Annotated in this window: 11 protein-coding genes and 1 pseudogene; 1 reads left to right on the top strand and 11 read right to left on the bottom strand. The window is 44.3% G+C overall.

The genetic code is table 11. The features are described from left to right. The 11 genes and pseudogenes from L654_RS0124350 to L654_RS0124295 form a co-directional block, all read right to left on the bottom strand. A pseudogene (locus L654_RS0124350) lies at nucleotides 1–433 on the bottom strand (phage tail tape measure protein); the annotation flags it as partial. 170 nt (nucleotides 434–603) lie between these two features. Continuing rightward, nucleotides 604–891, bottom strand: a complete 288-nt coding sequence (locus tag L654_RS0124340; RefSeq protein ID WP_007378140.1) for a putative phage tail assembly chaperone — start codon at nucleotides 889–891, stop codon at nucleotides 604–606. Further along, nucleotides 881–1,513 carry a hypothetical protein gene (locus tag L654_RS0124335; RefSeq protein WP_008135628.1) on the bottom strand — a complete coding sequence of 211 codons (633 nt, stop codon included), beginning with the start codon at nucleotides 1,511–1,513 and terminating at the stop codon, nucleotides 881–883. Before L654_RS0124335 ends, L654_RS0124340 begins: the two co-directional genes overlap by 11 nt. Then, nucleotides 1,513–1,962: a phage protein gene (locus L654_RS0124330; protein WP_007378142.1), complete on the bottom strand. Its 450-nt coding sequence runs from the start codon at nucleotides 1,960–1,962 to the stop codon at nucleotides 1,513–1,515. The genes L654_RS0124335 and L654_RS0124330 overlap by 1 nt, the downstream gene beginning before the upstream one ends. A gap of 10 nt (nucleotides 1,963–1,972) precedes the next feature. Further along, nucleotides 1,973–3,073, bottom strand: coding sequence for a DUF2586 domain-containing protein (locus tag L654_RS0124325; protein ID WP_024609307.1), 1,101 nt, complete (start codon nucleotides 3,071–3,073; stop codon nucleotides 1,973–1,975). 21 nt (nucleotides 3,074–3,094) lie between these two features. Next, the gene (locus tag L654_RS0124320; RefSeq protein ID WP_024609306.1) at nucleotides 3,095–3,727 is read right to left on the bottom strand and encodes a phage virion morphogenesis protein; all 633 of its coding nucleotides are present in this window, start codon (nucleotides 3,725–3,727) and stop codon (nucleotides 3,095–3,097) included. Next, the gene (locus tag L654_RS0124315; RefSeq protein ID WP_024609305.1) at nucleotides 3,720–4,193 is read right to left on the bottom strand and encodes a phage tail protein; all 474 of its coding nucleotides are present in this window, start codon (nucleotides 4,191–4,193) and stop codon (nucleotides 3,720–3,722) included. Before L654_RS0124315 ends, L654_RS0124320 begins: the two co-directional genes overlap by 8 nt. After that, nucleotides 4,190–4,627 (bottom strand): head completion/stabilization protein, encoded by a 438-nt coding sequence (locus tag L654_RS0124310; protein ID WP_007378146.1) that lies wholly within the window; start codon nucleotides 4,625–4,627, stop codon nucleotides 4,190–4,192. Before L654_RS0124310 ends, L654_RS0124315 begins: the two co-directional genes overlap by 4 nt. Before the next feature lie 110 nt (nucleotides 4,628–4,737). After that, nucleotides 4,738–5,466: a phage terminase small subunit gene (gene gpM / locus L654_RS0124305; RefSeq protein ID WP_024609304.1), complete on the bottom strand. Its 729-nt coding sequence runs from the start codon at nucleotides 5,464–5,466 to the stop codon at nucleotides 4,738–4,740. Between the two features lie 73 nt (nucleotides 5,467–5,539). Further along, the gene (locus L654_RS0124300) at nucleotides 5,540–6,577 is read right to left on the bottom strand and encodes a phage major capsid protein, P2 family (RefSeq protein WP_024609303.1); all 1,038 of its coding nucleotides are present in this window, start codon (nucleotides 6,575–6,577) and stop codon (nucleotides 5,540–5,542) included. Between the two features lie 43 nt (nucleotides 6,578–6,620). Beyond that, nucleotides 6,621–7,502 carry a GPO family capsid scaffolding protein gene (locus L654_RS0124295; RefSeq protein WP_024609302.1) on the bottom strand — a complete coding sequence of 294 codons (882 nt, stop codon included), beginning with the start codon at nucleotides 7,500–7,502 and terminating at the stop codon, nucleotides 6,621–6,623. Between the two features lie 205 nt (nucleotides 7,503–7,707). Between L654_RS0124295 and L654_RS0124290 the strand changes: the two genes are divergently transcribed. Then, the coding region (locus L654_RS0124290; RefSeq protein WP_024609301.1) for a terminase family protein at nucleotides 7,708–8,305 on the top strand (598 nt) is incomplete at its 3' end.

Raw genomic sequence — 8,305 nt, 5'->3', positions numbered from 1 at the left:
CTGCGTCGGCTTTGGTTGCTACCGCTAGTATGTTTGACGTTTTGGTAAATTCAGATAGCTCAAACCCATTTAAGCCGGCAATAGCTGATTGAATATCGTAAGCACTGCGGACGAACTCGGCCGAGTTACCCCCAAATTGAAAACCAAACTTATAGGCTGTTTTAGTCAGTTGTTGCAAGGCGTCGTCGGTAACGCCCAGTGATTGCACCTCGCCCAAAGCAGCAACGTGGTCAATTGCAGGCGCGAGCGATTTAGCAAGGGCATAACCTCCACCCACGGCCGTGGTTGCTCCGCGCATCATTTGATCTTGTGCGGCGGCAGTTTGCTGACTCAGCTGATTTATTTTAGCCATCACTTTATTAACCGGACCCGTCACCTTATCGATGATCCCGATTGAATAAGTAAGCTTGTCTAATTTGCTGAGTGTTGCCATTAATTACTCGCCGCCTAATGCTGTGCAAATACCGTTATTTACGGCGGTTACAAAGTTTTCTTGCTGTGATGTTTCAAGGTAAAGCGCCTGCGCCAAGCTCTCGTCAGTTACTGGTTGGTTGCCAAAATACTTAGCGTGGTATGCCAGTAACTGATCGAGCCTGCTTTTGCCTATTTGCTTGGCTCGGCTTTCGATTTTTTTACCGTAAAATTAAACTCAGGTTGGTATTCTTCAACAATTGCACCCACTAAAAATAACGCTGCACCCGGTTGCTGTACCAGCTCTTTGAGCTTTTTAGCGTCGGCTTCAACCACTGTGTTTAATAAAAAATTAGTTGCTGGCTGCACCTTGTTATTTGGCTGAGTCGAGTTAATGTATTTGTTGTAGTCGGCGCCATTTACATTAAATGTGATTTCGCCAACGGGGGTTTCTAATGTGATTTTTTTCTCAAACGCCATGATCAATACTCTCTTTAATATCTGCTTGTTCTAGCAGTGTGTAGGTAAAATAAGGGCCGTACTTAGCTGCTGATTGCTCGCACAAAGCAATAAATTCATCAAAGTCATTGGGATTTGCAAACACCTGGCAACCGGCTGACCACTTATCAACTTGGGTTGATGTGGTTTTGCTGTTTGCACGGTGGCAATTAATACCAAAGTAACCTTGTTGTAGCTCTGCTTGGGGTGTGACGTCCGTGTCTAACTCGGTGTCTTTGTTGTTGTCACGTAGAACAACAACCGGTTTATGCTGTACAAGGGCGCGATACTTGCCCTGGTGATAACCCAACGTCCATAAGCTTTTATGCTGCCCTGCAACTAGCACCGCTGTGCCGTCTATGTTCATTGGGTTTTTACGCCAGTAAATACCGGCATCTGTTGTGGCTTTATACTGCTTTAACTGCCATTCGCTGTTTTGCTGATACAACACACAAATTGCATCGTTAAACGTGTTGGCACGGGTGTTTGTATGGCGAATACCTATAATGTTTAGGTTTAATTCACCCTCAAATACTTTATGCCCACATGCTTGCAAGGTGCTTAGTAATGTTGTGGCAGTTAGTGTGCGAATGGCTTTAGTCATTACAAATCTCTCACTTCATCGTCAGTTAGGTATGGCACACCGTTAATTTTGACAAAATCAGGGCTAGTAATTGGACACTTGATTGATGTGGTGTCTTCTTCGCCACCATCGGCTTTAATGTTTAAAATTTCGTCCAGCTGCGGCAGGCAACCAAACGCTTCAACGTTCTTTTTACCTGCAGCTACTTCTGCATTAAACGCAATATCAAACGGTTCAATACCTTTCCAACTGCCTGCTTTTTCAGCTTGCGCTTGCACGATTAACCAATTTTCATGATCAAGCTTTAGTGTTACTTCGCCTTCAACATCGCCATCAATAAAGCCCTTTGGGATACCGCGCACTTTTTTAACGGTGCGCCCATCCGTAATTTTGCAAGTCGCTTCCATAACATGAACCATCGAATCACCAATGAAGATATCGAAGTCTTTACCGCCTAGTACTTTTTGCATGTTTGCGCTCCTACTCTGCGTTATCTAACATGATCCCAACAATGATGGTGTTGGGTGAATCGATTGGTTTAACTTTAAGTACGACTTGTAAGGTGGTCGCATTCATAAACGTTAGGTTGATACTGTCGTCTTTTGGTGCGCGAATTAAACCAGGGAACTTATCGGCACCAATATTGATAGAGCGTGCCATGTCGCGCAGCGGTTTACCCATAATGCGTTTACCAAATTCAATCCCGGTGCTGCTGTTGTTTAAGCGACGATTCTTAACGTTTTGAATTCCAATAATGCGCACAGCACGTGCAGCCATATCAACAATGCGGCCAATTTCAATTTTTTGAAAATCACCGCCTTCAGCGTCCAGCATGTTTACATCGCCAAAATACGTACCATCAAAATCAGCATAAAACTGTGTACAACTAAAACGCAGCGCATCAAGTGCCGCCGTGGTTGAGTTGGTTAAGGGGTTGCCGGCGGCATCTTCTGGGTGTGGCATCAATGACATTGCACCCGTAAGCACACGCATTGGGCTATCAGCAATAGTGACTGCGCTTTTACATAAACGCCCTGTTACTGCGCCTAGTTCGTCACCGAATAAAAGCGGGATAACAGCCACACGATCGCCTACTACGCCATCGGTTAACGGTTGTAATGAAGTCACTAAATCAGGCCAACTTTGCTCAGCCGTTAAGCCAGGTGCCGCAAGTAAAAAGCGAACACGACGAGCAAGACTCGATAAAATTTCAAGCGCTTTGGCTTGGTAGCTTTCAATGTCGGCTTTGCCTGTAACTGGCGTACAAATAACAATAATTTCAGGGCTAACATCCTGATCCATTGCTTTATCAATAAGGGCCATTACGTTATCGCCTGCGCCATGCGGGATGGCATAACCACTCACTAAGTCATCACCGTTGCGTTGCCATGCTTTTACTTGTGTTTTTAGTGGGGAGTCGGCGGCGCCAAACTCAACATCAAAATCACTTTGTGCATTAATAGATAAAATTTTGCCGTTGTTCTCACTCGCTTGACCGATAAACAACACACTGCGTTCAATCTGTTTCGTAGCGCCACTGCCTGTTTGTATGGCGGCAACGGTTACTTTACCTTGTGCCATGATCGTTCCTTTTGCTTTGCGCTACGCAACGTGCATAGCCTGGTTTAAAATAAAATTCATTTGCTGCTTTTCTTCGCCCTGCGTTTGCCCTAAAAATGAGCGGGCCGGCAAGTCAATTTGCCATGTACTCTTACTTGAGCTGCCCTTTAAATCGCGAAGTAAAAACCCTGCTTGGTTAATGCTTAAATTCTCTGTTATCCATTTAATGCTTGGGCGTTTACTGCCCTTGCCTTTACGACGCGGTATTTTGTAACCCTCGGCTATTAATGCCCTGGCTAAATTTCGCGTGGCTGGCCCTTCTTTATTTTGAGCCGCTTTACCTTTTGGCTTGCCTGCATCTAGGCTTATTCCCTCTTGGTGGGCGCGGGCTATTTTTCCGCTGTTGCCCCCTGAAAAATAAACACTGGCGTCGTTTGCACTGTGGCGAACCTTCATAAACTTTTTAAGTTTGGTGAGCATTTTCTTTTTTTTACTACTTGCTCTGCCTTGCCATGTTTTGCCTGCTAAATCCGTTTGCTTGGTGATCCGCTCTTTACTGCTTTTATTCGTTGTTCGAATAACACGACGTAATATATTGCGCCGTTTATTAGGCTTAAGCTGTAAAAACGCTAATTGGTCTTTGCTGCGCCCTTCGTCAAATTTAACGTTAAGCACGGCTTACAGTGCCTTGCAGTAAAAATGATTCAGCAACCCATAGACTTTGCTCGCCAAAGTCGTAACGGTTACCGTTTAATTCAAAGGGGCCATTGTCTGTTTGTATTAGCTCTATGTCTTCGCACAGCTGGTTAATAGTCAGCTCTACTTCATTGCTGTTGTCGTCGTTTACATCGGCGCTAAATTCAATGTCGGTGCTGTCATAACGCCCGCCATTGTTTTGCAACCAAAACGATGCAAAGGCACAAATTAACGCAGCCGGCGCAAAGCATGGATTAATGCTGATCACACCTGAGTAATAAAACCGCGCTGCCAATAACCCGTTACCATTCATTGTTTTACTACTTGGCTCTATGCGCCCGCCTTCTATCCAGCTATCAAACTGGGTATTAAGTGCCAACTTATGCCCTTGGTACTCAACACTCACTAAATGCTGTTTAAGCTTTTCAATTTTGCTTTTGCTCATAACAGCTCTACCGATAAATTAGGGCTTAGTGCTTGCAGTAAGCGCATGGCGTTTATGCTTTCGCGTTGCCAGTGTTCAAAGTTATCAATGGCTGATTGCGACTGTGCTGTTGCGTTTTCACGGTGTGTACTGCCAAGCTTGGATACCAATAAATTAGCTTTGGCTTTGCTATACACTGCATCGTTATAAAAAATTATTTGTTGTGCGTTTAATGGTGTGCCGTTAGTAAGCACAGCGCTTACTAGTTCTTGGTTTACCTCGGTCTGTGCGCGCTTTAGCTTTTCAACAAGCAGCTCACTTTTGCTGGCGTATTCTTGGGCAACGGCGTAATGCTCTATAAAATAAGCCGTGCTTAATGTCGGGTAATAGCCATTGCCTGGCACATCAACATTAATGCTTTGTAAATCTGCTTGTGGCATACCGCTTAAATTCATATTGCACCTGTAAAAACACACATTAAATTGGGTGTGGGCGCCACTTAGTCACAGGGCGTCAAACAACGAATGCTGACGAAGTGCTAAGTTGCCCACCGGCGTTGGAGCTGTTACTCGTTAACCGTTGCTTTTAATTGCTTTGTTAACTTATCGACTAAACCTTTAACCCCAGCTTTGTCGTTAATGGCTTGTGCGTGCTCTGCAAATAACAGTGCATTACCATAATTGTGTAATGCGGCATCAACCTTTGCCGCAATGGCGTACAACTTGCCGCCTACCACTTCAAGCCCGTTCCAATCTTGGTTTTTAACGGTATTAATTAAGCCACGCAGTACATAGCTAATATCAAATAAGCCTTGCTGCTTTGATTCTGATAGGTAGTAATTTGCATCGTCATAGAGTTGGTCGATAACGAACGCAGGCCAATGCTTGGTATTAAATACCGTGGGTAGCGGTTGCTTTTGCTCAATCATAAACGGCAGGAGTTCTAGCGCCGCATCCCAGCGTTTAAGATCAACCAACCAAATAAACACCCATGCTAAAACCGTGTTCGGATGGCACTGGCCGCTTAGTCGATATTTATTGATATACCCTAAATAATCTTGGCGTTCTAACGCTTCAGACTTGTAAGTTGCTTTGTCGGCTATATCAGTAAATGTTTTTAATTGAGCTAAGTCAGATTCGATGGCTGCTGCATAAAGCTGGTACTCGGTTTGCGTAGTGATAGTGGTTGGCGCATGGGTACTCGTGGCTGTTGCCGCGACCGTTGGCGCTTTTTCGTCAGTGCTTGTTGGTACGCTGCTTGCTGCTTTGGCTAATGATTTTTTGACTAAGCTCATTTAAAAACACTCTTTAATGTGGTTAAAAAGACCGGCTTNAAACAAGCCGGCCAAATGGGAATTTACCGAAAATTTAAACCCAGGCGCTACCGTCTGAATTTGGTAACTTGATACTGGTTGATTCGAAATACATTACTTTTTCAAGGTCTTCTACGTAGTAGCAATCGTTTCGTGATAGGTAGTCTTCAACGCGTTTTTTCTTAGCGTTGTTTTCTACACTGGTACGCGTTGATCCTGTTTGTACGTAGTGACTTAAGTTGTCAAAGCTGGTGACTAAAATGCCACGAGCGGGGAAAAACGGAATTTTGTATGTCATTAAACCGCCATAGGTATCAATCACCTGTTGCAGCTCAATCTTGGTTTTTTCACTTGGGGTATGTGCTTGCTTGGCGTACAGCTTGTTTTTGTCTTGCGCTAAAAGCTCGTCGCCAATAATAGCTACCATGTTTGCACGTTTGTGCTCTGGAATACCTTGCAATGCATCGTGCACCGCTTGGTCTAGGTTTTCGTAATCGCCGCCAGCACCAATACGAATTTCGCCAGCGGTTGCGCCTTCACTAATTGCGCGCTCGGGTGCATCGCGGCGAATTAGTTGTAGCCAGCCAATGTTTACATCGTTCATCATTGGATAGGCTGTAATATCTGTGGTATCAGCTACGTGCGTACCATTCCAACCAATTTTAATAATGTCGAGCGCAATAGCCTGGCGTACGTGATTACGATAACGATTATGAAAATCAGGGAACTTAGACCACTGATCCATTTTTACCCATGTGATATGAATGTCGCATTCTGTTGGGTAACAACGGTATTCACGTTTATCGAGCTTTGATACATCACGGGTTTTACGCTCTTTGGTGTCGTCAGTTTCAACGCCTGCACGACCTGTTACGCCACCGTCTACACTCATGATCACTGACTGACCAACTAAGTCGTCAACCGGTACGGTGTTGATCATCTGTAAAAATTCAGCCGATTCATAAACAGCATCATATAAGCGCTGCTCGGTTGTAGGCTCAACGTTGAACTGTTCACTCATTGATGTAACGCCGTAATTAACGGCCATGCCAGCCATAATGGCGACAAATAATTCTCTAGTTCTGGTTTTCATATTCTTTCCTGCGTTTAGCTAAGTTAAGTTAGAGTGAATGCAATTACAGACAGTTGCTGTATTTACCCTCATCGCCTTCGGGTTCTTCGTCGGCGTCAGTGGTATCACCCGCAGGTGCTTTCAACGCTTTGGTAAACTTGTCGTTAAGTTCACCTAATGCTGTTTTTGTTTTTGATAGCTCTTCTTTTACTTGAGCTAGTTCGGTGTTTTCATCATCAGCTGGCGGCGTTTGTTCACCTTCCACTTTTGTGGTTGAAAACGAATCAAGCTTTGTGGCTAAGCCGTCTAGTTTTTTACCAAACTCACTAAGCGGTGTGCCCAGCGCATCTTTTAAGGCTGTGGCTAATTGTGTTTCGTTCATGTCGGGTTCTTCCTTTGCGAATAGTCGTTTAAAAAATGGTTTTTTAGGTGCGGCGTCGATAGGCTCACATGATCCTAAATCAACTTTTAATAAAGAGACGTCCGTGTCATCTGGCTTACTCTTACTACTGAAATGGATACGGTCGGTATAGCAACTGGCTGGGTAGTCGGTTACTGCTAAACCGGTTAGGTAGGTTTTGCCTGTGCCCATAAAATCGCGGCTAATTTCGATACTAAAATAAACAGCTTGATCTGCTTTGTTCAGCTCTACAAACCCTTGATTGGGCGCAAGTACTGCGTATAAGCACACAACGCCCTCTTCGTTTTCATAGGCTGCAACGCTTTCTACATCGCCCAACATGCCGGGAATATCTACGTTATGAAGATTTTTAGCGGCCCAGCCCGACCAGTTAAACTCGTGATCAACATTAATGCGTGCACCGTATTTACGTGGGTTGTAGGTTTCTACTATGTCGGCTACGTCTTGCTCTGATATTTCGCGGCCGTCAACGGTCATACCTACAGCGGCAATCGATAACGGTTTAGTACGTAGTTGACCTGGCATAAACAACCCTTTTTAAATATGTGCAAATTAAGCGTATTGCTTTAAAGTGATTGCAGTTTGCACCCTCTTTTTATTCCTTTCCAACGGTTTAACTTTTTGAAATTCCTATATTTAACTTTTAGGAATGGCTAGGTTTTTGACTGACAGATTAAGCGTTTTATAACGAATACACTGCCGCTATGGATTAATAAAAGCGGCGCAATAGATGGCGAACTACGGACCAGAAATACGCAAAAAAGCACAAGATTTGTATGTTGTTGAGGGCTACACGGTGGACGAAATAGCCGAGCTTGACGAGATGCCCAGTGCGCGTAGCATTCGCCGTTGGTCGGAGGCTGGCAAGTGGGAGGACATGTGCCCAAGCTATAACGCCGAAATGGCCTTTAGCAAACGCATTAATGTACTGGCCGATAAAGACGATAAAACCGATGCTGACTATAAAGAGCTCGACTTTTGCACGCGCCAGTTGTGCGCACTTAATAAAAGTAAATTAGCCCCAGCCCCAAAACTGCGCGCAAGTAATGACAACCCCGCCAACAATAACAGCGGCAACAGTCATAACGGCAATGACAAAAAATCAAAGAAGAAAAAGAAAAACGATTGCTCTGGCATTACCCTTGAAATGCTCAACGAGCTTAAAGACACATTACTTTATCCTCACCAAAAACATTGGTTTGACAACCAAGACCATCGCACCCGCTTTATATTAAAACCGCGCCAGATTGGCGCTACATTTTATTTTGCATTCGAAGCGTTTTACGATGCTGTGGTAAATGGCCGTAATAAAATATTTATATCGGCGA

The organism is Pseudoalteromonas sp. TAB23 (genome assembly GCF_000498075.1).
Lineage (GTDB): Bacteria > Pseudomonadota > Gammaproteobacteria > Enterobacterales > Alteromonadaceae > Pseudoalteromonas > Pseudoalteromonas arctica.
Note: the sequence above shows the minus strand (reverse complement) of the source record. Positions and strands in the feature narration are given on the sequence as shown.